The organism is Vibrio sp. T9 (assembly GCF_003123985.1).
Classification (GTDB): domain Bacteria; phylum Pseudomonadota; class Gammaproteobacteria; order Enterobacterales; family Vibrionaceae; genus Vibrio; species Vibrio diabolicus.
In genome coordinates, this window is sequence record NZ_NIGY01000004.1 from 99,385 (window position 1) to 123,752 (window position 24,368).

15 protein-coding genes are annotated in these 24,368 nt (G+C 45.4%); 5 read left to right on the forward strand and 10 right to left on the reverse strand.

Annotated features, from left to right (window positions below):
- Positions 1 to 121: 121 nt before the first annotated feature.
- Complete coding sequence (locus tag CBX98_RS09305; protein ID WP_109169051.1) at positions 122 to 7,741, reverse strand: VCBS domain-containing protein; 7,620 nt, start codon at positions 7,739 to 7,741, stop codon at positions 122 to 124.
- Between the two features lie 368 nt (positions 7,742 to 8,109).
- Between CBX98_RS09305 and CBX98_RS09310 the strand changes: the two genes are divergently transcribed.
- The 3 genes from CBX98_RS09310 (at position 8,110) to CBX98_RS09325 (ending at position 12,030) form a co-directional block, all read left to right on the forward strand.
- Entirely contained in the window at positions 8,110 to 9,423 is a 1,314-nt protein-coding gene (locus CBX98_RS09310; protein ID WP_074190888.1) for a TolC family outer membrane protein, read from the forward strand.
- Between the two features lie 5 nt (positions 9,424 to 9,428).
- The gene (locus CBX98_RS09315; protein ID WP_164665704.1) at positions 9,429 to 10,046 is read left to right on the forward strand and encodes an OmpA family protein; all 618 of its coding nucleotides are present in this window, start codon (positions 9,429 to 9,431) and stop codon (positions 10,044 to 10,046) included.
- A 328-nt stretch (positions 10,047 to 10,374) separates the two neighbouring features.
- Entirely contained in the window at positions 10,375 to 12,030 is a 1,656-nt protein-coding gene (locus tag CBX98_RS09325) for an ABC transporter substrate-binding protein (protein ID WP_109169053.1), read from the forward strand.
- 74 nt (positions 12,031 to 12,104) lie between these two features.
- Here CBX98_RS09325 and CBX98_RS09330 read toward each other — a convergent pair whose 3' ends face one another.
- The 5 genes from CBX98_RS09330 to artP form a co-directional block, all read right to left on the reverse strand.
- Positions 12,105 to 12,677 (reverse strand): protocatechuate 3,4-dioxygenase, encoded by a 573-nt coding sequence (locus CBX98_RS09330; RefSeq protein ID WP_109169054.1) that lies wholly within the window; start codon positions 12,675 to 12,677, stop codon positions 12,105 to 12,107.
- A 138-nt stretch (positions 12,678 to 12,815) separates the two neighbouring features.
- Positions 12,816 to 13,484: an arginine ABC transporter permease ArtM gene (gene artM / locus CBX98_RS09335; RefSeq protein WP_047009279.1), complete on the reverse strand. Its 669-nt coding sequence runs from the start codon at positions 13,482 to 13,484 to the stop codon at positions 12,816 to 12,818.
- Positions 13,481 to 14,170, reverse strand: a complete 690-nt coding sequence (gene artQ, locus CBX98_RS09340) for an arginine ABC transporter permease ArtQ (RefSeq protein WP_109169055.1) — start codon at positions 14,168 to 14,170, stop codon at positions 13,481 to 13,483. The genes artM and artQ overlap by 4 nt, the downstream gene beginning before the upstream one ends.
- A 1-nt stretch (position 14,171) precedes the next feature.
- Positions 14,172 to 14,915, reverse strand: a complete 744-nt coding sequence (locus CBX98_RS09345) for an arginine ABC transporter substrate-binding protein (protein ID WP_005390934.1) — start codon at positions 14,913 to 14,915, stop codon at positions 14,172 to 14,174.
- A gap of 88 nt (positions 14,916 to 15,003) precedes the next feature.
- Positions 15,004 to 15,732: an arginine ABC transporter ATP-binding protein ArtP gene (gene artP, locus CBX98_RS09350; RefSeq protein ID WP_109169056.1), complete on the reverse strand. Its 729-nt coding sequence runs from the start codon at positions 15,730 to 15,732 to the stop codon at positions 15,004 to 15,006.
- Positions 15,733 to 16,159: 427 nt separating this feature from the next.
- On the opposite strand from artP, the gene CBX98_RS09355 reads away from it, so the two are divergent.
- Together CBX98_RS09355 and CBX98_RS09360 are read left to right on the forward strand one after the other, a co-directional pair.
- Positions 16,160 to 18,394 (forward strand): hypothetical protein, encoded by a 2,235-nt coding sequence (locus tag CBX98_RS09355; RefSeq protein ID WP_109169057.1) that lies wholly within the window; start codon positions 16,160 to 16,162, stop codon positions 18,392 to 18,394.
- A 141-nt stretch (positions 18,395 to 18,535) separates the two neighbouring features.
- Positions 18,536 to 19,531, forward strand: a complete 996-nt coding sequence (locus tag CBX98_RS09360) for an ABC transporter substrate-binding protein (RefSeq protein ID WP_109169058.1) — start codon at positions 18,536 to 18,538, stop codon at positions 19,529 to 19,531.
- Positions 19,532 to 19,613: 82 nt separating this feature from the next.
- On the opposite strand, the gene CBX98_RS09365 is transcribed toward CBX98_RS09360, so the two are convergent.
- The 4 genes from CBX98_RS09365 to CBX98_RS09380 form a co-directional block, all read right to left on the reverse strand.
- Positions 19,614 to 19,991 carry a nuclear transport factor 2 family protein gene (locus tag CBX98_RS09365; RefSeq protein WP_005390944.1) on the reverse strand — a complete coding sequence of 126 codons (378 nt, stop codon included), beginning with the start codon at positions 19,989 to 19,991 and terminating at the stop codon, positions 19,614 to 19,616.
- 144 nt (positions 19,992 to 20,135) lie between these two features.
- A complete protein-coding gene (locus CBX98_RS09370; RefSeq protein ID WP_047009283.1) occupies positions 20,136 to 20,867 on the reverse strand; it encodes a DUF3726 domain-containing protein in 732 nt (243 codons plus the stop codon).
- Positions 20,864 to 22,600, reverse strand: coding sequence for a hypothetical protein (locus CBX98_RS09375; protein ID WP_109169059.1), 1,737 nt, complete (start codon positions 22,598 to 22,600; stop codon positions 20,864 to 20,866). Before CBX98_RS09375 ends, CBX98_RS09370 begins: the two co-directional genes overlap by 4 nt.
- Before the next feature lie 101 nt (positions 22,601 to 22,701).
- Positions 22,702 to 24,303 carry a BCCT family transporter gene (locus tag CBX98_RS09380; RefSeq protein WP_005390956.1) on the reverse strand — a complete coding sequence of 534 codons (1,602 nt, stop codon included), beginning with the start codon at positions 24,301 to 24,303 and terminating at the stop codon, positions 22,702 to 22,704.
- Positions 24,304 to 24,368: the final 65 nt, after the last annotated feature.

The window sequence follows — 24,368 nt, forward strand, 5'->3', positions numbered from 1 at the left end:
ACTGCCAATTTTTGAAGTGGTTAGGCAAAAAGTCGGTAACTAACAACAGCAGAAAAGAAAAACAGCACCTGATGATTCAATCAGGTGCTGTTTACTAAAATAACTTTATCTTCAGGTAATACTAATCCACGTTAAAAACTTGGTGATGGAACAGCTGATCAACAATTTCATGAGATGTCGCTGACGACCCTAGCTCCAACCCTGATAAATCAAAGTTCTCTAATGCCACTGACATTGTGTTGCTGCCTTCTCCAGTAATCGTCAAATTCAGAGTATCTTGGGCACTATCGTAGTCTGCGCTTACGTGTTCCAACAAGTTATCCATATCCGTTGTGTCGTCACCGACAAACTCAAGAATGTCACTCAAATCCAACTTGTCTTCATCCAGCCTAAAGTCTTTAATCACATCTCTTGATGACGTCATGTCCAGTGATTCTTGAGTAAAGGTGAAGGTGTCAATACCCTCTCCACCTGTCAAGATGTCACTGCCTAGACCTCCCGTCAGGATATCGTTTCCAAGCCCACCAACCAGAATGTCATCGCCTGCGCCACCACTCAACGTATCTTCATCTGCTTGTCCTAGCAAAATATCAATGCTTTCGCCACCAGTGATACTATTCGCAAACTCATCTCCTACCGACGCATGGCGCTCAGTTTGGGCAATATCGGTGCCAGAATCGTTCAATGTAAGTGTAAAGACGTTTTCACTTATGCCACCTTTACCATCAGACACTTTAAACAAGAAATGCATATCCGCCTGCTGGTCTCCCTGTAGAGTAAGCTCATCGCTTTGAGTAAAGCTATAACTGCCATTGGATGACACTTCCAAGGTGCCGAACGCTGTCTGGATATGAAGCTGACCATCTACTTCACTGGATGAAGAAACTAACGGCTGATTTACGCTTACACCGTGCAGATCTGCGCCCAACAGAGTGAAATCGCCTTCTGCCAAAGAAACGGTCATGCTATCACCATCAGCGTCCTGGCTTCCCGCCAGTAACTCACCGGCAATTGGATCGGGAGAGAACTGGTTTAGGTACTGCCCCAAGTCTTCACCTGAGTCGATAAACACCACTTTGTCGCTAAGCTCATCTAGAGCCTCTGCTGCTTTGACATTATCAGAGAGAGCAATACCAATCCCATATACTTTGGCGTCATGAGTCTGTTTGTAATCCTCCCAGCGCTCGGCTAGATCAGGAGAAGTAACAGCGCCCTCGCTAGGGTTGGGTTCGCCATCTGAGATAAAGAATATGGTGTCCTTACTCTCAGACGGTTTTTCTGGACCGAAATAATCCCAACCATCCTGCCAAGGGTAAACGGCATTACTTGCCTCACCAGGCTCCATTACAGCCTCTAAAGCTTTATCGTAATCCGTATTGGTACCGTATTCTACGTCACACCAGTTGCGCACATATTCTGAAACTTCATTTTGGAAACTTAAATCGTTTGGATCACGGCCATTCATCTCTGGTGGGCGTGTCATCAACTCAACTTCACTCAAGGTCAGCCAGCTATGTGTGGATGTATCTCCGTCGAAACGTACCAGGCGGATATAGGTATTTGATTCTCCTCCATCGGCAATCATGTTTTCAACCATGGAATGTAACGCTGCTGCTGCTTTGTAAGCTCTCGATTCAGTTTTCGGTGCGGTTGCATCACGACCCACGGTATTTTCACCGTCAAAGGTACGGGTCATGCTGTTCGAGTGGTCGAACACTACCGTCACTTTATTGATCGGTAAGTCTTCCATCTGAGCAAAGCCCTGAACTGGAGATGAGGTTGGGGCATGGTTCTCAGTGACATTCAGGATAACCTGAGTTGTATCGGTATCCACACCATCGCTTGCAGACACTTCCAACTGATACGTTTGCTGAGTCGAGTGATCCAGTTTTACACCATCTTTCAGCCAAATCTCACCACTATTAGAGTCAACACGGAATAGATCAGCATCACCACCACTCAATTCATACTTTATGGTGTCACTGCCATCCGGATCAAACGCTTCCACCTGGCCGACTAATACCCCAACTTCTTGCTCAGCGACGTCAAAGCTTGCTGTATCTTCTGTTGGCATACCGTTGGCATCGGTGCCATGGATTTGGTCTGTATCACCGACACTGATGAATTCTGGTGCGCGATCTCGGATATCAATGGTAACTTCGCTATTTGTAGTATCACCATCAGCATCGATAACCGTAACGTCAAGCTTCTCTTGTTGATGACCTACAACATTACTCGCTTGATAGTCGTAGTGACCATTTTCAAAGTTAATGGTCAGCTTGCCGTGGTTGGTATCAATCTGCGCCAGAGAATGATCCGATATTTTCGTGCCATCGCTGGTAGTGACATCACCGTTTACTTTGTTGTAGTAATATATCTCGCCATCGATAGTGATGTGATCTACCCACTGAGCATCACCGCCATTGTCATCCAGAAGGTTGCCTTGCAACTGGCCTGAGACCGTTTTACTAAGCAAATCCCCAATCTGAGAATCATCTACAACGACAATAGCACTACCTTTATCTGTCGCGATCGACTCCAGATGTTCCAGAGACGCACCATTACCGATACCGACAGACCAGATATTTTCAACATCCTGACCGCTACTGCTGATGCCATTTTCCATCGCATTTTGCAGAATGATGCCCTCTTCTTCAGAAGTAGGCTGAACCCGACCATTCACTATGTCCTGATAACGCTGTTCACTTTCAAAATCATCTGATGTTGACCACTTAATCAAGTTTTCACGGGTTTGAATTTCTCCCACGTTCGTTTGATTTGTCCAATAGGTAAAATCGGAAGGTCGACCATCTGAGATAAAGTAAAGCTGGGTATCGGTATTACTAAGCAATGCGTCATCTTCTGGATCACTAAGTATTTCATTTATTTGGTCAACGGCCTGGTTATATGGCGTCGATGCATATGGATGTATACCAGAGATAAAGGCATCAATGGCCTCGGCAGAATCTAGCCACTCAGAAATCTGGCCAGATGGTTGTCCGCTGTAAGTTGCAATTCTAAAACTTACTGGACCCAAATTTTGGTATTGCTCAAACATTGACTTAATAGAGTCTTGAGCAAGTTGCCAGCGAGTAACATATTGTCCGTCTGCATCTGTTACCCAGTCGAGCATTGATTCTGACGCATCAAGTGCAATCACAACACTATTACTTTGTGAATCAACATCATTTATTTCGTAGTGAGCTGAAGACGATGACGGTAATGAATCCGTTACATTCAGATGCAAGGTGGCACTCTCAGACTGACCTCCGGCATCCACCTCGACGCTAGCGCGGATATCCAGCATGTCCGCCCCCTGATCCGCATGATCAAGAGGCATATGTTGATCAACTGTGAAATGACCCGTTTTGCTATCTATGTTGGCTTGAACCACTTTGATGCGGTCGGCACCTGTTCCAGTATAACCAGTTAGAGTGCTCTGATCTGCACTCACTTCAAACACAACCTCTTTACCATCGCTGGTGAAACCACCTAGGTTTTGATCGGCATTGAAGTGATATTCAGCCTCCGTTGCAGACCCGAGGTTTGCGATAAAGTTGCCTTCAGCATGTACGCCAGTATCCGTACCAACTTGAGATTCATCCAATGCTGCGTGCGCATCACTGAGCGACATAGGCTCACCCATCACACTAACGGTAACTTCTGCTTTATCAGTCAGACCGTCGTCATCACGGATGGTGTATTCGAAGGTATAATCTTTCACTTCACCCGTTTTCAGGGTTTGTTGATCAGCTGGCAGTGACTCTAGGTACTTGGCCGCATCAAAGACCAACTTACCATCTTGCAGACTAAGGAAGCTTTCTGATGGATAGTCGATAATAGTCAGAGCGTCACCATCCGGGTCGCTGTCATTCGCTAGAACATCCAGCTCTAAAGTGCCTGAGCCGTTGGTCTGGTAAGCTTCATCAAAGGTCGTCAGGTCCGCTGATACCTGAGTAATAAAGTACTCTGAGCCTTTAGGATCAATGACACCGTCTTTATAGCTGGTAGTAGACATTTCAATACTATCGAAGAAACGCCCATCTGCATTGATGTTGACTACTTGATTACCACCACGGGTACCTTCAAACACACCTGTCGCAACCAAGTCACCTTTGTAGTAAGCCTTCCAAACACCGCGCTCAATACCAGGCTCCCAGCTACCGTTCGAAGTGTCTGTCCATAGGTTTTTCACTTCAACTTCAGCATGATCGGCAACCTGACCATTAGCGAAGGAGAAGCGCATTGCTTCACTTTGTCCAGTTGCATCATCATATCGAATCTGACCATCTTGAACCCGGTCTGAGCCGCTGTCTAGCGCAGAACTAACGCCATATTTGTGGTCGCCGTCACCAACATAATCAGCTTTCGATGCATCCGAAACCTTGTTTCCAGATCGAGTATCAATCACATAATAATCAACTGTGATATCAGTGCTATCATCCCAGTTGCTCTGGTCAAGTGTCTTGGTTGTTTTTTCAATGCCCTTATCATCTTCAGCAATAGGGGCTTCATTAATATCGCGAACCAACACTTCGACCTGAGCGGTGTCTTTACCGCCAAACTGGTCACGAGCTTCCACTTCTAGCTGGTAGTTATCGATAGATTCATGGTCCAGATTTGCACCATTTTTGACACTGATCTCACCAGTAAGACTGTTGATTTCAAACAGTTCGCTATGACCGTTTAAGTGATACGTTATCTGACTGTCCTGATCGACATCGAATGCATTTACTTTTCCAATTACACCCGATTGACTGTTTTCATCAACGCTAAACTGGTAACTATCGATGTCGGTTTTACCTTGAGCATCCAGACCAAAGTTGTCATTACTCCCACTAACAAATTCAGGAGCATCATTAGTGCCCGTAATATCAATCACGATCTTTTGTTGGGTGCCATCGGTCGCCGTGAGAGTGATGATGTCTTGCACCTGGTCACCCTCGTCCAACTGTTGAACCTGGCTTTGATCCAGCGTATACGTCCACTTTCCATCCGCCAATACTAGCTCACCGTAGGTGCCCGTAACGGTAGTGTTGCTGAACACTGGCTCATCGCCATTATCAACATCAGAGATAGTGATGGTGCCTGTTGCGGTCGCGACATCACCGAGGTTGCCTTCGCTCACCTTGCCAGTAAACGTACCGTCAACAATAGGCGTGTCTTCGGTGCCCGTAATATCAATCACGATCTTTTGTTGGGTGCCATCGGTTGCCGTCAGGGTGATGGTGTCTTGCACCTGCTCCCCCTCGTCCAGCTGTTGAACCTGGCTTTGGTCCAGCGTATACGTCCACTTCCCATCCACCAATACCAACTCACCGTAGGTGCCCGTAACATTGGTGTTTGCAAAAATCGGATCGTCGCCGTTATCAACATCAGAGATGGTGATGGTGCCTGTTGCGGTCGCGACATCCCCGAGATTGCCTTCGGTCACCTTGCCTGTGAACGTACCGTCAACAATAGGCGTGTCTTCGGTGCCCGTAATATCAATCACAATGTTTTGTTGGGTGCCATCGGTCGCCGTGAGAATGATGATGTCTTGCACCTGCTCACCCTCGTCCAGCTGTTGAACCTGGCTTTGGTCCAGCGTATACGTCCACTTCCCATCCACCAATACCAGCTCACCATAGGTGCCCGTAACGGTGGTGTTTGCAAAAATCGGATCGTCGCCATTATCAACATCAGAGATAGTAATGGTGCCGGTTGCGGTCGCAACATCACCGAGATTACCTTCAGTCACCTTGCCGGTGAACGTACCGTCAACAATAGGCGCGTCTTCGGTGCCCGTAATATCAATCACGATGTTTTGTTGGGTACCATCGGTTGCAGTGAGAGTGATGGTGTCTTGCACCTGCTCACCCTCATCTAACTCTTGAACCAGACTTTGGTCCAGCGTATACGTCCACTGCCCATCCACCAATGCTAACTCACCATAGGTGCCCGTAACGGTAGTGTTGCTGAACACTGGCTCATCGCCATTATCGACATCAGTAATAGCAATGGTGCCTGTTGCGGTCGCAACATCACCGAGATTACCTTCAGTCACCTTGCCGGTGAACGTACCGTCAACAATAGGCGCGTCTTCGGTGCCCGTAATATCAATCACGATGTTTTGTTGGGTACCATCGGTTGCAGTGAGAGTGATGATGTCTTGCACCTGATCACCCTCGTCCAGCTGTTGAACCTGGCTTTGGTCCAGCGTATACGTCCACTTCCCATCCACCAATACCAACTCACCATAGGTGCCCGTAACGGTGGTGTTTGCAAAAACCGGATCGTCGCCATTATCAACATCAGAAATAGTAATGGTACCTGTTGCGGTCGCGACATCACCGAGATTGCCTTCAGTCACCTTACCGGTGAACGTGCCCGTCACGACTGGCGCGTCTTCGGTGCCCGTAATATCAATCACGATGTTTTGTTGAGTGCCATCGGTCGCCGTGAGAGTGATGGTGTCTTGCACCTGCTCACCCTCGTCCAGCTGTTGAACCTGGCTTTGGTCCAGCGTATACGTCCACTTCCCGTCCACCAATGCTAGCTCACCATAGGTGCCCTTAACGGTGGTGTTTGCAAAAATCGGATCGTCGCCGTTATCAACATCAGAGATAGTAATGGTACCTGCTGCGGTCACAACATCACCGAGATTGCCTTCGGTCACCTTGCCCGTGAATGTGCCCGTCACGACTGGCGCGTCTTCGGTGCCCGTAATATCAATCACGATGTTTTGTTGGGTGCCATCGGTTGCCGTCAGGGTGATGGTGTCTTTTACCTGATCACCCTCGTCCAGCTGTTGAACCTGGCTTTGGTCCAGCGTATACGTCCACTGACCATCCACCAATACCAACTCACCGTAGGTGCCCGTAACGTTGGTGTTTGCAAAAATCGGATCGTCACCATTATCGACATCAGTAATAGCAATGGTGCCTGTTGCGGTCGCAACATCACCGAGATTGCCTTCAGTCACCTTGCCCGTGAACGTGCCCGTCACGACTGGCGCATCTTCAGTGCCCGTAATAGAGATCACAACTTCATGCTCAGTGCCATCTACAGATAAAACGGTAATACTTCTGATGACTGGGTCACTGTCATGATCCAAAGCCTGCACTTCTTCGTGCTCATTATTCAGCTGATAATTCCAGTTACCGAAAGCATCAATTGAGAAGACGCCCCAATAACTATCTTGAACCTCACTCTGTGATTGGAATAACGCTTCACCTGTATTTGGCTCAGTAACACTGAGGTTGCCAGAAGTTCCAAGCGTCACGTCTTCTTGAACGGCACCTCTATCTTCACCATCAATCAACGCTTCAGTTTCACCAAGCTCTGAGGTTGTGAATCGAGAAATATTAAATAGCGTTGTACTTTGCTCTGTCGTCACGCCGGCGGTTTCAAAAAAAGTACTTGCTAGTACTTCTGCCCCCGTTCGTTCAACAGTACCAGAGGCCGTCAAACTTGAACCCGTAACTTCACCAGCTTCAGTAGCATATTCATCACCTAGTTCGCTCGGGTCTTGTCCTTTTTCGATGGCCTCTAATATTTTCGCAAGCTTGTCGGTAGAATCAGTTTGAGCTTCACCTCCTGTGTCCGCAATATATACATGCTGAGGTTGGATCTTCCCCCCTACTAATTCAACGACCACTTCTCCCGGTAACAAGTTTTCTTTAGACGCAAAAGCTTTAATTTGACCATCTAGGCCGATTACAACATAGGTTTGTGCGGTTAATTTTGATGGTCCAACCAAGAGCTTATACCTCATTTAGTAAATACAAAAATCTCAAAGTCCATAAAACTAAGAAAGTAATAAGACTTATTTTCAAGAAGCGATATACACAATTGGGCGTAAGCTAGCATCAATTAACCCATCTAAAACACGCAATTATCCTATCAATAATTTTCATGTTTTAAATTTGTTTTATTTTGAACCGTAAAAACATATGTTATGCGACCTATTTTTAATATTCTTTAAACTTGCCATTAAATTTTCATTGAAATAGCAGCTTACATTCCAAAAAAGCAAGCAAAAGAAAACGTTTGCCTTGGGTAATATTAGTAATCTTTAATATTTATTTTTGAAAAATAACTGGCGTTAAATTATTTGGGGAGATTTTAGTGAAGCTAAGTAATATTAGTATCGCGTGTTTTGGTTTGCTAATACCACTGGTTTCTAGCGCACAAACTTTAGAACAAGCAATAGCGACAACATTTGCAACGAACCCTGATATCAAAAGTGCGTTTAACGAGTATATGAGTAGTCGTTATATTATCGATAAATCACGTGGAGCATATAAACCTAGTCTCGATATTGACGCGGGTATCGGTTACGAGAGCATTCACCCTTCCGACTCTACTGGTAAGAGTGATACCGAGATGACCCGCAAAGATATGGCAATTACTCTTACCCAGTTGATCTGGGATGGTTCAAAAACCCTATATGACATTGATCGTACCTCTGCAGATGCAGAGTCTGTGCGTTATCAGTTACTTGCAGATGCCCAAAATGTTGCGTTAGAAGTCATCAAAGCTTATTTGGATGTAGTAAAAACACAAAAGCTGACTGCGCTTTCCACTAGCAACCTAAACACACATAAGCGAATTTATACTGATATTAAAAAGCGTACAGAGTCAGGAATTGGCTCAGTTGCCGACCTTAACCAGGTTAAAGCTCGTTTAGCAAAAGCTCAGAGTAATGTTTTAGCTGCACAAAATAACCATAAAGACGCTCAAACAGCATTCTTTCGCTTAGTTGGTGAAGCACCAACTAACCTTATTTTTCCGCACGCAGACCAAAACTTTATCCCCAATTCTCTAGACGAGGCCCACTCGCAGGCTTTTGACAATCATCCTGTCATAAAAATAGCACTCGCAGATGTCGATTCTGCCAGGTTCCAATATAAACAAGCAGATGCAAACTATTTCCCTGTCATCTCATTTGAAGCGAAACAAAGCTGGAACGATGATGTAGGAGGAGTAAATGGTCTCAACTCTGAAACACAAGCAATGCTCCGTGTCCGATACAACCTTTACAACGGTGGCCGAGACTCTGCAAACAGTGACAGTATGGCCTACCAACTCAATAAAGCGAAAGACCTCAGAGAACGAGCATACCGAAGTGTGGAGCAAGAGCTCCGCCTTTCGTGGAGCGCTCTTGAGCTGACTAAACAACAAAAGTCTTTTTTAATACAACACGTTGATTCCATGTCAAACACCGTTATTGCATACCAAAAACAATATCGTATTGGAAAGCGCACCCTACTTGATCTGCTGAACACTGAAAACGAGTTGTTTGAATCACGCAAAAACTACTTAGAAACACAATTTGCACAGCAATACGCACAATATCGGACCCTGACTTCAACCGGGCAACTTTTAGACGCATTGCGCGTCGACATACCGGAAGCGTGGACTCAATCGGTGGAGTACTAAATACAATGAAAAAGAACCTTCTAATCACTCTGGCTTTAATCATAATGAGTCATCATAGTGCATACGCACAAGATGAGCTGACGTACATTCCTATACCAAAGGCGAATCAGATTGCTGACCTAAACGACTTGGACAAAGATGGTGTGATAAACGCTCGTGATCTTTGCGCAGGCACTCCAATAGGGGCAGAAGTGGACAATGATGGTTGTGAAACCTATTTGCATAAAGAAGAGCAATACCAACTTAAGATTTTGTTTGATAATGACTCTGCTCTTATTAACCAAATTTTTAAAAACAAGATAGATGAGTTGGCTGCATTTCTTAAAAAGTATCCAACCACTTCTATAGAGATACAAGGATACGCAAGTAAGGTAGGACGCGCAGAATACAATTTAAACCTATCTCGCCATCGTGCAGAGAATGTACGCGATCTATTGATAGAAAAAGGAATCCCGGGTGACCGCCTCGCAATTATTGCTTTTGGCGACACACAGCTAGCAGAGCCGGGTATGGATCGTGTCAGCCACGCATTAAACCGCCGCGTTACTGCCACTGTTGTCGGCCAGCAAGGGATGGTTAAAGATGAGTGGACGATATTCACTACCTTCCCAGAAGTAAAATAAACTTATACCCCTGCTTATTTACATAGATGAGTGGGGGTATTTTCATGTCATTACGCCTAACTAATTAGACACAACTAATAAAACAAACACTAACATTAATCATAACTCACTAATATTATAGTAAAAATTAAAAGTGAGCCTTTGCTCTCTATTAGTAGTAATATATTAGAGTCAAAATGAAAACCACCAATACTTTTAAATGGGAAGAAGATAAGCCAATCAATAACACTGAGAGGTTTAAGCAATCACCTTTCTTCACCACAATATGAAATCAATTTATTATATAGCTTTAATAAATCAATCATCTATTGAGGAAACATAATAAAACATGACAGAAACATGTCTTCGTAGATTGAGCCAGTTATTAAAACATTACAAACACTCTCAAACGTATCAGGTAAACCTCGACGATTTAGAACTGGTTTTTTCAACTTCTAGACGCAATATATCTAATATACTGAGAATACTTGACAGCTACAATTGGATCCACTGGGAGCCAGGTCGTGGCCGTGGGAAAGCCAGCACACTAAAAGTGACGGTAACAATACATCAAGCCCTCTACTTTACGATTCGTAATGAAATCAACAATGGTAGCTTTGACGTCATCTCGAGGTTACTTGAGCATTACCGTAGCACCGCTGTAAGCGCACTTAGCCAAGCACTCGCAGAAGTTTCAGAAGAAAACAAAGATTCAAATACACTCATCGTCAGCCAGTATCCTTGGGTAGATGAGCTAACCCCTTCACTGACTTATCGCTTTTCAGAACTGCAGGTAATACGCAGCTTGTATGACACCCTATTTACCGTTGATCACTACGGTCAATTAAAAAATCACCTCGCTTGTGAGTACAAAAATGAAGGCAGTTGTATATATATTTGGCTCCGCCCTGATATCTGCTGTCACGATGGGCTAACATTACAAGCAGAAGATGTCGTACACTCTTTAAATAAGCTCGTTACAACAGATGGCCCCGTCCAAAAATTACTTCAGCAAGTCACTCGTATCAGCTTCGATAATGCCAAACAAGCTATACGTATTGACTTAAAGCAGCCTAATAACTTATTCATTTACTGCTTAGCAACCGCAAATGCGTCTATCACTACTCGACGTCAGAAGAGCTTTAAAGGTCGCAGTATCACAATAGGTACTGGCCCGTTTGTACTTAGGCATTGGGATACCGACAAAATAGTACTGAAGAAACATCATAACTATTTCGCAAAAAAGGCATTATTGGAGCAAATAACGCTCTCTCATCAAGGGACTGAGCTGGATCAATACATCAGTTATAATCAGGAAACTGACGATACCGAATGTTATATGATTCAGGCATTCTCTTTTCTAGCACGTAATCGTCGCGCCGAGTGTTCACTAAGCGAGCAAACTTGGCAGCGCCTATTTTCTTTTATCGAGAGTCGTAGATTTGAATTTGCCAAAGCGAATGGCTTGGAAACGATGCACATTCTCGATGATAGCTCTCACAACGAGAATGTTCCTCGGCTTGAGGGAACGTTGGTCATAACCCATCCAAAGTGGACGATTGATTATTTAAGTAAAGCGAACCAATGGATCGTAGATTTAATCCGTCAAACTGGGTTGCATGTAGAATTTGTGGAGCTAACTGACGCTAGTAATCCTCAACTTGTAAAAGAACAAGCCGACTTGCTCTTTGTCGAAGATGTCATTGAGCCACCTTTAACCTATGGAATTTATGAGTGGCTATTAACAGGTACAGGTATTCGATTTGCTCTTCACTTTGATGAATTTGAACAGCATGTTAATCACGTACACGATGCAGTCTCAGATCCCACGCCTGAAAAACGTTTGGAGGGAATACTCTCGGAGCTCAGAGCTGATACAACAATTTTACCATTGTTCTGGGGGCAAGAAAAAATCACCAGAGCGAAAGGTGTAAGCGGTGTTCAACTCCGTAAATCTGGGTACAGTGATTTCTACAAACTAAGAGTCAGAGCCGGACAAGACTAATCTGTTAGAAGCTTCTGTTTGCTAATTACTTTTGTAATCTACGATGTGAGTTTTCAAAATAATGCTTAATCACACTAAGCGAGCACAAAATTGAACTCACCGACGACTCGACCATCAATGTTGACAGGCTCAAACTGCAAATAATCACGGGCTTTTCCGCCCCACCACTCGTTACCAGTTCGCCCTTTCAAATAAAGCTGAGTCGTTAACAGCTCTTTCTCTCCACGCCACAATTTTACATGGATGTGGGGAGGTCGAGAGCTATATGGAACCGGAAATAACGTTTGAAAAAGGTAATTCCCATCTTCGTCAGTTAAAACTGCACCAAAGCCTGCAAAGTGTGGATCAAACTTATTATTGTTAGGTTGATTCGGGTGATCATAGATGCCTTGTCCATCACATTGCCATATTTCTATTTTCATTCCAGACAATGGGTTTCCTGCTGTATCCATTACCTTACCCTGAAGAAAAATGGGCTCACCAATAAGACCTTTCGACTGCAAAATCAAATTTTGACGAAGTGACACTGGAACCACGGGATAAAATGGCCCTTCCGTTTGAGGCGGTGTCGGCTTCATTGGGCTAGCGGATTTTAGCGAAGGCGCAAATATTAGCGACCATAAAGCTAAGAAGTGTCGACGTTCCATATCATCACCAGTGATTGTTTACCTTACTTAAGTTTGGTGATTCTTGATGATTTTTCCAGCGTAGCAGTACACTAAAACAAACATGCCTCTGTTCAGGGCAACGCTGAACAGAGGCATTTACAAATTAGCTACTAATAATTAAACGGCTTCAAAGGCTAGTGCTTTCTTCTCTACCTGACGGAAGATAAGAGTGAGCAAACCATTTACGGTTAAATAAAATGCGCCTGCAATACCAAATACCGTCAACGTATCGTAAGTTTGTGCGTTAATGCGCTGCGCGTAACCCATAAGATCCATGATCGTAATCGTGCTTGCTAGTGAAGTACCTTTGAAGACCAAAATCACTTCGTTCGAATAAGCCGGAACGGCACGACGAATAGCGTATGGCAGCAGCACTTTTAGCGTTGCGGTTTTGTTCATCCCTAGAGCACGACACGCTTGCCATTGACCAGAAGGAATCGCGTTAAACGCGCCTTTAAACAGCTGAGTGCTGTACGCCGCGGTATTAAGCGCTAACGCTAACATCGCACAGAACCAAGGTTGGCTTAACCATGTCCAAAAAACACTTTCTCTCACTACATCAAACTGACCCGGACCGTAGTAAACCAAGAAGATCTGTACCAACAAAGGCGTACCAGTAAACAAGGTGATGATGCCACGGCTTACCCAATGCAAACCCGGAGTACGTAGGATCAGAGTCAGCGTCATCATCAAAGCTAAGAGGCAGCCGACAACCAAGGAAGCGGCGGTTAATTGAAGGCTAGTACCTAAGCCATCCAGCATTTGCCAAACATGTTGTTCGTTCATGCGGTTGCCTCCTGTCCCATACTCATGCCTTGAATTGAGAATTTCTTATCAATCAGTTTGACGGCACGTTGTGTAATCAAAGTGATGCCTAGGTAAATCGCCGCAGCGGTTGCGTACCATGTAAAAGCTTCATGCGTCGCAGCAGACGTTAGCTGCGCTTGTTTCAACAAATCCGTTACGCCAATCAGTGATACTAATGCGGTATCTTTCAACAGAACCAACCATTGGTTAGTTAAACCTGGTAGCGCGTGTCTTACTGCTTGTGGCAAAACAATGCGAACGAAAGCATGTGCCTGACTGATGCCGAGTGCACTTGCTGCTTCTCTCTGTCCTCTTCCAACGGCTTTTAACGCGCCACGTAGAGTTTGAGAAGCATAAGAAGCGAAGATCAATGACAACGCCACCGCGCCAGACAAGAACGGGCTAACTTCAATAAAGTCGCCGGTGATTAAAAACAGAACCTGCGTCGAACCAAAATAGATGAACAACACGACAAGGATTTCTGGCAAGCCACGCACAATCGTCACAAATGCCGTCATTGGCCATTTAACTAAAACGCGGCGAGACATTTCACCACTGGCGAATACCACTGCCAGAATCAAACCGACTAAAAGGCTTGTGAAGGCTAGCTGGACAGTCATCCAACTAGCTTGAACAAGCGATAAAGAGTAACCCGTTAGTGCCATATTACTTACCGAAGTACTTGTTGTAGATTACGTCGTATTCGCCGTTCGCTTTCACTGTTTTCAGTGCCGTGTTCAGCTTGTTCACTAGCTCGTCGTTACCTTTGTTTACTGCGATACCGAAACCGTTACCGAAGTATTTAGGGTTGGTTACGTGCTCGCCCACGTATGCTAGATTGTCTTCTTTCTTGAACCATTCAGCTACGACAGCTGTATCGCCGAATACAGAATCAATACGACCGTTCTTCATATCGATGAATGCGTCTTGGTAGCTAGAGTAAGGAACCGCTGTTACGCCCGGCATTTGCTCAATCAGGTAACTTTGGTGTGTTGAACCGTTTTGAACACCAACGCGCTTACCTTCTAGTGCTTTTTGATCAGCAACTTTTTCTTTGATAGAAACAAACGCAGCTGAGTTCTCATAGTATGCATTCGTGAAATTCACTTGCTCCAAACGCGCCTCAGTAATATCCATTGCAGAGATAGCCGCATCGTAACGTTTGAATTTTAATGCAGGGATCAGGCTGTCAAAAGATTGGTTATGGAAGGTACATTTGGCTTCCATTTCTTTACATAGTGCGTTCGCCAGATCCACGTCAAAACCTTGGATTTGGTTGTTTTCATCCATGTATTCGAATGGTGCGTACGTCGCTTCCATCGCGAATTTGATCTCTTCTTGTGCTGCTGCGTTTGCTGCCATAGTTGCAGAAGAAAGGCCGATTAGTGAAGCTAGTAGAATCTTTTTCATTGCAATACTCCGTGTGTACTTAGTGGGCTGACACTCGCAATGACAGCCGAGCTTATCTGTTAAATAGACTGAACTTTAAAAACGTAATTTAGTGATTTAGGTAATCAGCAAACTGGGCGGTTTGCGGGTTAGAAAACGAATCATTTGTGCCGTGCTCGACGATGTGTCCTTTTTCTAGATACAGTACGTGGCTAGCGATTTTCTTAGCAAAATCGACCTCATGCGTTACTACGACTTGGGTGATGCCAGTTTCGCTTAAATCTTTAATAATCTTAACGACTTGGTTAGTAATTTCTGGATCAAGCGCAGCGGTCGGTTCATCAAAAAGCAAGACTTCTGGTTTCATCATCAGTGCTCGGGCAATCGCCACACGTTGTTGCTGGCCGCCAGAAAGTTGCATCGGCCATGCATCCGCTTTGTCTGCCAAATGCAGCGTCGCGAGAATTTGCATTGCCTGCTTCTTCGCTTCTTCTTTATCCATGCCAGAGACTTTTACCGGAGCCTCAATCAGGTTCTCCATTACTGTCATGTGCGGCCATAAGTTGTACTGTTGGAACACCATGCCTACTTTACGACGAAGTGCTAAACCTTGTTTCTCTTTGATTTCAGTAGAGAAATCAAAAACATCATTTGCGATGTTTAGCTTGCCGTTATCCGCCCCTTCAAGAAGGTTAAGAACACGCAGTAGAGAGCTCTTACCTGCGCCACTTGGACCGAGTAAAACCAGTGCTTCCCCGCTTTCACACTTAAAGCTGACATCGTGAAGCACTTGTGTCTCACCGTAGGATTTATTGATTCCGCTTACCTGAATAGTCATGCTGACATACCGCATTAATTGTCACTTGGTATTTATATTACTCAACTGGACTTTTTATGCAATAAAAATGTATAAAAATTTAATTTGTTAATTTTTTGTATGATCAGCAACCACCAATACAGAGTATCTGACTGGTTTGAAGAGTTAGTTTTAACTGAATTTGTTGAAGAAAAATCCAACAACATGGTGACGACCGAAACAAGGTTAAAATGGTGGTTATTTTTGTGCTGACGTGTAGAGGAAGTTTTGAGTCTATGAGGATGATCTATTCCAAGTACACCCGCTCATTTTTGCACAGCATCCCCTGTTAGTTTTCCTGTAAAGTCCTCTATGGCAGGGTCCTGATTACGACTTCGCGAATGGACTATAATTTCTTTTTGTATCTGACTCTTAATTTGAGTCATCTAAGTATTAATGGGATAACTCCATGTTGAAGTCGCATTGTTTTTCTCTCGTTACACTCATTTCTTTGAGCTTGCTTTCTGTACCCAACGTTTGGAGTAAAACAGCAATCGTGTTACCTGGGTTGCATGAACAGGGTATTGATCTTCAAGATAAGCCTATCTCTGCTGCCGCTGCACTTGAATGGGAGCTGGATAATGCCGATATCGTGTTTGGAGCTTACGAAAATAAGAGTGATAACGAGCGTGTAAAAGCGCTTGGTTACATGTACAACCAAAAGCTGGAACTTAACTCAGGTTGGCTGGAAAACGATATACGTAACCAAGCAGAACTGAATGGAGTTGACTACGAAGATTTCTTTCTCCACTTTTCTGAAGACACTATCATCGCAGAGGTTGACTCAAGCCATGGCGAGAATACTCTACTCAATCGAAAACCGATGATTGTTGGTTATACGGCTAGTGCTGACCACGCCGGTTTTTGGCTATATCAACCACCGCCATGGGATGCTGATGTATTCGGTCAGGCGAATAATGGTGGTGCCCTCTATGTTTATCACTCAGAGAAGTTCGACCGCTTGACCCTTACGTTTTCCCAGTTTGCTCTAGGTGGCAACTTCACAATTGAATACCCTTCTGCCATCGATTCGTTTGGTCTGGTAACAGAATGGAAAAGCTTCGCAATTAAAAAAGACAAGACTGAGAACATGACTAAAAACCAAACGGTAAACTGGTCTGTTCCTTCGGATTGGGTTCGCGCTACGACACACGATGGTAGCGGACAAACCTATGGTGGCGGTCAGTATTTTGGGTCCACTTTTTTACGCGACGGCGGCCGCCTTTACGTTGCGAAAATTACTTGGCATGACGACAACATAGAAAACCGCCCACGCCTCGAAAACATTCAACTCAAAGATAGCTTCCCTGTCGTCAATGTCTCAGGAGCACCAACGGAGACACCTGAAGGTCAAACCATTCAGCGCTGGCGACAAATTCGAGGTTTTGACGAATCAGCTGATCGAAACCAAGATAATTATCTTTCTTGGCAAGAGTTCAAGAGCCGCTCAAATAAGAATGCAACGGCACGATTTCGTTGGGAGTCACGCGTTATTCCATTTGGTCGCATGTGGAATCAAACCTCTTCTTGGGCATTGACTAATCTCGGCAATCCCGATTTTGTCAATACAATGCGCCACTATTATCAAGCTGAATGGGCGAAACAAGGTTTAAACGGTGCGTACAACGACGATACGAATAAGTTACTCGGAGAAAATCAGTTCTACGTTTATTCCGGTGGTGGGGTGGATGAGCTTGGTTTGTTGGCGGGAAGCCAAGCCGCTGATGATGCATACAAAGCGCAATTCTCGGCGTTCCTAAACAAATTGGCGACGCTGGATGCGGATGCGTTAATTGGCCTCAACATAGGCACGGCCAACTTATTCGGTCGTAACGGCCAAAACCACTTGGTTGATGCTGGCTCCTTGTACTTGCGCGAGCACTACCTTTTCCCTTCCACTGGCTTTAGTGGCTATGCTGGCTTGGCTAAGTTTTGGGATAACTCTGCTCTCGCCAAAGTTGGCCAGAACGTGATTTATCAAGCAACAACGCGTTATGGTCGCGTTCAATACTTTGGTAACACAGAAAACAATTGGAAGCAGGACCAATATTCTGCACTAGTGGTGTTCTACTTAAACTATCACCCTGAGCGCAGTTACTTTAGCCAGTGGAATAATGGTTACGTATATGGAAGCAATAACACTGCAGGTGACAACTTCTGGAAGGCAGGCATACCAAAGAATATTGCTTATCAACCTAGCACCTTGCTTGCCATCGATTTAGGTACGCCAGCCAATCAAATCCCAGATGGGTATCAGGCGACTCCGTTAATGATGTCCACCAGCACGCCCTATTCCGCCGATTACACGGTGATTGGAGATGCTTCTATGAGCAAAGTGGCTCATCCTGACTTGCCTAATGGCGCTATCGATTTGTTACCAACCCATACGTACTTTGCGTATCGCTCAGAAGATACGGTAGTGATGCATGGCCCTACAGAGATGGTGTTAGCTCGCGAATTTACTAAAGGCCGAGTGCTGTATCGGACTGATTTCTTTGGCAAGAATATCGATTATTTCTCCTCACCGAAGATAACTATCGCACTTACAGAACCTATGCGACCTGTAGATCAAGACGGTAACATCGGCGACTATGTTTCTCACATTGAGATCGGCGGCTACGAAGGGGTGTTCTTGCTGTATTAACTCCCTATCAACCACTCTCACTAAACGCTTCATAAATCGCCGTTTTTATGCTTAACGTCACTGAAAAAACCTTGTTCACTGAATCTTTGTAAACCGATGTATATACTGAAGTAAATGACAACGACAAGGAAATTCAGTCACATGAAGACGACACCTTCAATGCTCTCTGTTCTGCTGCTATCAGCATTATCAACTCATGCAAATGCGGATGAATGTGGAAAAATAACCATCGCGGATATGAATTGGAATTCGGCCAGCTTAATGGCGCACATCGACCAATTTGTCTTAAATGAAGGCTACCAGTGCGATGCGGAATTGATCCCTGGTGATAGCGTTCCTACAGGCACCTCTATGATTGAAAAGGGGCAGCCTGACGTTGCGCCAGAGTTATGGACAAACGGTATTAAAGAAGCACTTGATAAAGGGATTGCGGATAAACGCTTGCGTATCGCTGGTGAATCGCTTGTCAATGGCGGTGAAGAAGGGTTTTGGGTTCCCGCCTATCTGGTAAAACAGTATCCAGAGCTCGCGACGATAGAAGGCGTCATCAAGCACGCCAAGCTGTTTGAACACCCTGAGGATGATGACAAGTTCGCCTTTTATAGCTGCCCTGCTGGTTGGACATGCCAAATCACCTCCGGTCACTTGTTTAATGCATTAGGGTTAAGTGAGCACGGCTTTGAGATGGTTGACCCAGGCTCTGGCGCTGCACTAGCTGGTACCATCGCCAAAGCCTATGATCGCAAAATGCCTTGGTTTGGTTACTACTGGTCACCAACACCCGTATTGGGCAAGTATGATATGGTCAAAGTGGATTTTGGTAGCGGAACGGATCTGGAAGAGTATCGCAACTGTACCACCCAGCCTGATTGTACTTCTCCCAAAGTAACAATGTACCCACCTTCTCCAGTTCGCACAGTAACAACTGAGGCGTTTGCGAGCAAAGAACCCCAAGCATTCGCGTACTTGCAGAAACGCGGATTTACCAACGAGCAAATGAGTGAAATGCTGGCCTGGATGGAAGATAACTACGCAGATGGTGAAGAAGCGATGTTTTACTTCTTTAATACCTACCCTGACTTATGGAAAGGTTGGGTATCTGAAGACGTAGCGATGAAGATCGAAAAAGCGCTTTGATGATTAATACTTAGAGTGCCACAAATCATTTAACCTCCCATACCGCTTGAATAAACGGCATGGGAGACTAATCAACGATTCGTTAATACATGGTGTGACCATTCAATGTTTCTTTAGGAATCTCTTGCAGAGCGTCCCAATGTTCGACGATTTTCCCATTATGATCAAAACGAAAGAAATCCATCGTCACGTATTCAATATCATTAGGCCATGTTTGGTGAGTGTGTAGTGCCACCAAATTCCCTTCAGCAATGGCTCGCACAAACGTAATGTCTTTATTTGGATACTCGTTTTGCATCCGCTCAAAATACTCGATAAAAGCCTCGGGGCCGTTTCCAACTAATGGATTGTGCTGGATGTACTCATCGCCAACGTAGTCTTCAACCGCCTTTCTTGGATTACCTCGATAGGCGGTTTCGTAAAACGCAATGGCATTTCTTTTGTTCTCTTGCAGGTCCATTTTTCTTCCCTATGTCGCTCTACTTGGTATTCAACGATAATCATAGCCTTAGAACCTAAGAAGTGACCGAACATCGCGCACAAAAAAGGCCGCTAAACCGCAGCCTTCATCACTTGAAACTTGGAATCACTGTCCCTTCAGAGCTTAAACCACACCACCAGCGCCCTGCATGGAACGCTCACTGTTCTCCACTAGCAACGCGGTTGCGGTTTGTTTCAGTGTTTCCCACTCTTGGTCTTCGACAAAAATACCATTTTGCCAAGAGGCTTGTTGCGTGTTGCTTAACTCATCGCCTTCAATGTGAATGGTGTATCCTTGTGCGCTTTTCTCGATATCGAAATCGTTCACAGAGAGTTCGATAACCATACTATGCAAATCCGTATCATGCCCATCAAACTGATCCGAGAAAAAGACTTCTGGCGCGATTCGTCCACGATTTAACACATAAAGCGTTCGCTTGGGACTAGAGCCATTGACCCATTGTGCACGGCACGCAATGCCTTTTGCAGAGAGCTTCAACAACTCACTAAAACCTAGCCACCGATTATGACACTGTTTCAATGTGATAGTAATCGACTTGCTGTTGATCATTTTCTCAAGTGCGAAATCCAACACGGCGGGTAAGTGGCACGCCACACTGCCATTGTGCAAATCCATCTCGATACTCGCTGACGTGTTGTTGGTCACCGATACAGCGCAGTCCGAATCTAACCCAAGAAACAGGCTGGCGTTATTAAAGTGACGCACCCCGTGCAAGCCAACCATTTGCAAGTCCGCCACCATGTTCGCAATGACATCCGCCTCACCACAGTGACGGCGCATGCCAAGAAATGCCTTATTAACCGCGGCCACCAATTCGTTGTGAGAGACGATCATAATGCAAATCCTCCGTTGATTTTTAGATTGTCACTTTGCGCAATTTCTTCTCGTTCCGGCATGCTTGGGAAAATCCATGTGTCCGCCAGTTTAGGATCGTGAATTTCATCTAACAGCGGCGCACCTTGGAAGAAAGTTACTCGAACCCAACGATCCGAGCGCGGATCAAACTTAGTCGCACCAAAGATCGCCAACTTACAGCGCAATAAGTGCATTGGCAGTGCATCTTGGCGTAGCACGTTCATTTGAATATCACCCATTGCTCGGTTGCCTAACGTCCATACGCGACGTGTGATCGAACGGTAAGTCGGATTTTGCAACAGAAACTCTGCTACGGACATTTCTTCATCACAACCAAGCAAGGCGTGGTACAAGCGATTCACTTGTCTGCCGATATCAAGCGGCAGCTCTTTTTCTTCTCCTGCTTCCTCCCCACGAACACCAAGCCTTGGCTCTTCTTTGTCTTGTGAGCGATACCAGAACCAGTAGTTGTTCTCGGCTAGTGAGTAATCCGCATCAATCGCCCAGCGGTACTTGCTTTGCAACACTTCCAGTAAATCTTGGATCTTTTTCCCGCCCGGAATAGATAACGTTTCATCCGTATTCATTTGGCTAGCAAATTCATCCACTAAAGATGGGTAGAGTTCGATCAAGCAAGAGGTGAGGATTTCTTGGGCTTCCACACTCATTGTTTTCTTTTGCTCGACCAAACTCGCCCAGTTCGGATGTGATGCCATTAACGTTGTTAGCTCCGATAGCAGTTGTTTGATGTCTGCTATCGCTTGATGATTGAGCCTGTCTTGATGTTCATTGATGGTGATGACTTGCTCTAAATGACGCTGCGCTTTTTGTAGTAATCCTTGCAAAGGAGCATGGAATGAAGCTTCACACGGCATCGCAAAGACTCGCGCTACTGCACGCTCGCGAGAGGTCATCCATTGGTCAACGATGCACGGGTGATTAATCAAGTATGGAGCCATGCCTAAGCCAGTAGCATTTCCGACACCAAGGTAGCGCTGCAAGCCACGGTGCAATGCCACCGAGTTGTCGTGACCTTGCTGAAGTGCTAGGTAGTGCACCCAATCCAAGCTGAATTCACGCAACATATATACTGCGCACATTTGCGCACTAAAAGACTGGCTGAAATCTGAGTTGTTCTCTAGCAGTTTGAAATCGGCGATGCCAAACTTGCCGTTCCCATAAACAGCTGTGGTACGCAGGATATAACCCACTTCCGCCAGCTCTTTTGGCTCGGGCTGCTTGCCTTGAGAAAGGGCGCTAACAATGTGTTCAAACACACGCACGCTTTTGTTTGCGCGAGCCAGAACAAGCACGTTATTCGGATTGCGTCCCGCTTCTTGCAGCGGTACATTTGCTCGCAATCTTTCCAACAAAGTAACATCAACATCGCCTTGAACCAGTGCGAATGTGACGTCCCACTTTTCAGCAATGACGCGGTCATTACGCTCGTCATCAGCAATTTCATCACAGAACACCACCAAATGATAAACGTGCTCTGGCGTGGTCAACTTGTAAATAACGTGACCATAACCACGCGGACAAAGTTGCCACTCATGCTTGGTTACTTGCCAGTTTTGGCTTGCCATATTACGAATCAGACTACGAACAAAGCTGATTCGGTTTTGGTGCATTGCACCAAGCCTTTCGGCTGCCATGACAATCGCTGCATCGCGCATAGTTGCTTCCGTATAAGTAGAACGATGTGCATCCATTTTGCTCACCACCTATTTGTTATTGTAAGAATACTAGGGTTTGTGCGGATGCAGGAGGAAAACACCCGCACAAGCTCCACGTTGTTTGAATTAGATAATTGTTATAGCCCTTGCTCTTTCGCCATTTTGATTGCGATTTGCGGTGCATTCCAAAGTGACGGCAACAGAATCAGAGAAACCGGAACCGCGGTAATCACAATGAAAGATTGCAGTGCAGAGATGCCGCCAGAGCCAAGCGAAATCAGGATCAGAGCTGTCACACCCATCATTACGCCCCAGAAGGTACGGATGATCGCATTCGGCTCCGTTTCACCACTGATCACGACACTGATCGTGTAGGTCATTGAGTCGCCCGTCGTGACGATGAAGATCGTGGTTAAAATCAGAAATAGAATTGAAGTCAGCATTGGCATTGGTAGTTGCTGAGTCACCGCAAGCAAAGCACCTGGCAAGTTAAAGCCTTCAAACGCCGCACTCACACTACCCGGTTCAGCAATTTCAAACGCTAGGCCAGAGCCGCCTACAATCGTGAACCAAAAACAGGTGGTGAGCGGAGCCACAATACTGATGGTTGAAATAACTTGGCGAATAGTGCGACCACGAGAAATACGCGCAATAAAGATTGCCATCATCGGACCATAACCGAGGAACCAGCCCCAGAAAAATACTGTCCACCAACTTAGCCAACCTTCGTCACCGCGATAGGTCGCCATTGGGATAAAGTTATCCAACATGCTTCCGACCCCTTGAATGTATCCGTTAAAGATAAAATTCGTAGGACCAAAAAACAGGATGTAAACCATCAATGCCATTGCCAGAATCACGTTGTAACGACTAAGCAGTTGCATGCCTCGGCTTAATCCACTGAGTGCTGACAAGGTGTAAAGCGCAATCGCAAACAAGATGATGATAAGCTGAGTCGTAAAGCCATCAGGAATATCAAACAATGCATTTAACGCGTAGCTAACCTGCAAGCCCAGAAACCCAATGGGACCAATAGTGCCCGCGGCTACCGCGATAATGCAGCATGCGTCAATCAATGCACCGAGCTGGCCTTTAAGTGCTCGTTCGCCCAAGACTGGATAAAGCAAAATACGGGGTTTTAGCGGTAAGCCTTTGTCGTAATGCAGGTGCATCACCACGATGGAAGTTAAGCTACCTACAATCGCCCAAGCCAGAAAGCCCCAGTGCATAAAGGATTGCGACAACGCATTCACCGCACCTTGCTGCGGGTTATCTTGCGCGCCGTACAACGGGGGTGGGCTAACGTAATGCGCGATAGGCTCAGCCGCGGCCCAGAAAACGCCACCACCAGCCAATAAGGTACAGAAAATAATCGCCATCCAGCGGAAAGAATCCATTTCTGGTTTAGCAATCCCGCCCAACATCACCTTGCCTGTTCGCCCTGCAGCCAAGCCAAGACCAATAAGAAAAGTGAGAAGCAGCAGTAACTGCCAGTAAGGACCAAACACCTGAACTGCCCAGCCAAAGCCGGCGTTAACGATCGTAGATAACAGCTCGCCGTCATAAAGTGCAATAGCAACGAACAACGCGATAAAACCACCGCTATACCAAAAAGCCGGGTTATTCAGTCCCAATTTGTCCGTCGTGTTTTCTGTTGTTGATGTGTTGTGTGTTGCTTTTGACTTGCCCGATGACACGCTCATCGTGGAAGCTTTCATGCTATTGGTTAAATCAGACATACTCTGGCTCCAGAGGTTCTTTGCAGCTGCCAAAGACTGGCTACAAATGTGAGTTTTACGCCTGC

Bases quoted from the DNA above. Each gene is read 5' to 3' on its own strand.
- CBX98_RS09315 (WP_164665704.1), top strand. From the start codon at position 9,429: ATGAAAAAGAACCTTCTAATCACTCTGGCTTTAATCATAATGAGTCAT.
- artP (WP_109169056.1), bottom strand. From the start codon at position 15,732: ATGACTATTCAGGTAAGCGGAATCAATAAATCCTACGGTGAGACACAA.
- CBX98_RS09380 (WP_005390956.1), bottom strand. From the start codon at position 24,303: ATGTCTGATTTAACCAATAGCATGAAAGCTTCCACGATGAGCGTGTCA.
- CBX98_RS09330 (WP_109169054.1), bottom strand. From the start codon at position 12,677: ATGGAACGTCGACACTTCTTAGCTTTATGGTCGCTAATATTTGCGCCT.
- CBX98_RS09355 (WP_109169057.1), top strand. From the start codon at position 16,160: ATGTTGAAGTCGCATTGTTTTTCTCTCGTTACACTCATTTCTTTGAGC.
- CBX98_RS09365 (WP_005390944.1), bottom strand. From the start codon at position 19,991: ATGGACCTGCAAGAGAACAAAAGAAATGCCATTGCGTTTTACGAAACC.
- CBX98_RS09375 (WP_109169059.1), bottom strand. From the start codon at position 22,600: ATGGATGCACATCGTTCTACTTATACGGAAGCAACTATGCGCGATGCA.
- CBX98_RS09360 (WP_109169058.1), top strand. From the start codon at position 18,536: ATGAAGACGACACCTTCAATGCTCTCTGTTCTGCTGCTATCAGCATTA.
- artM (WP_047009279.1), bottom strand. From the start codon at position 13,484: ATGAACGAACAACATGTTTGGCAAATGCTGGATGGCTTAGGTACTAGC.
- CBX98_RS09325 (WP_109169053.1), top strand. From the start codon at position 10,375: ATGACAGAAACATGTCTTCGTAGATTGAGCCAGTTATTAAAACATTAC.
- artQ (WP_109169055.1), bottom strand. From the start codon at position 14,170: ATGGCACTAACGGGTTACTCTTTATCGCTTGTTCAAGCTAGTTGGATG.
- CBX98_RS09370 (WP_047009283.1), bottom strand. From the start codon at position 20,867: ATGATCGTCTCTCACAACGAATTGGTGGCCGCGGTTAATAAGGCATTT.
- CBX98_RS09345 (WP_005390934.1), bottom strand. From the start codon at position 14,915: ATGAAAAAGATTCTACTAGCTTCACTAATCGGCCTTTCTTCTGCAACT.